Consider the following 254-nt stretch of genomic DNA (forward strand, 5'->3'; position numbering starts at 1 on the left):
GGGCCCGCGGTTCGGATCGGTCAGCCAGAGTGCGTCGCCGGGATCATGCTGCGGGACGCTCTCGATCCCCAGCTCCGAAATCAGTGCGGCCATGCGGGGCTCGGTGTCGGGCCAAAACCATGTGGGTCCCAGATCCAGACGCTGGCCCGTGACGTCGCAGCGCCGCGTCAGCACGCGCCCGCCGAGCCGGGTGCTCGCTTCGACGAGCACGAACGACCGCCCCCGCGCATGCAGTGCGCGCGCCAGCGCAAGCC

Annotated in this window: 1 protein-coding gene; it reads right to left on the reverse strand. The window is 71.7% G+C overall.

The genetic code is table 11. The features are described from left to right. Positions 1-246 (reverse strand): FAD-dependent oxidoreductase (locus SB724_RS21040; protein ID WP_410572916.1); only part of this gene is annotated, 246 nt, incomplete at its 3' end. Positions 247-254 lie beyond the last annotated feature (8 nt).

Origin of the sequence: Bacillus sp. SIMBA_031 (assembly GCF_046535225.1) — a bacterium.
GTDB lineage: Bacteria > Bacillota > Bacilli > Bacillales > Bacillaceae > Bacillus > Bacillus velezensis.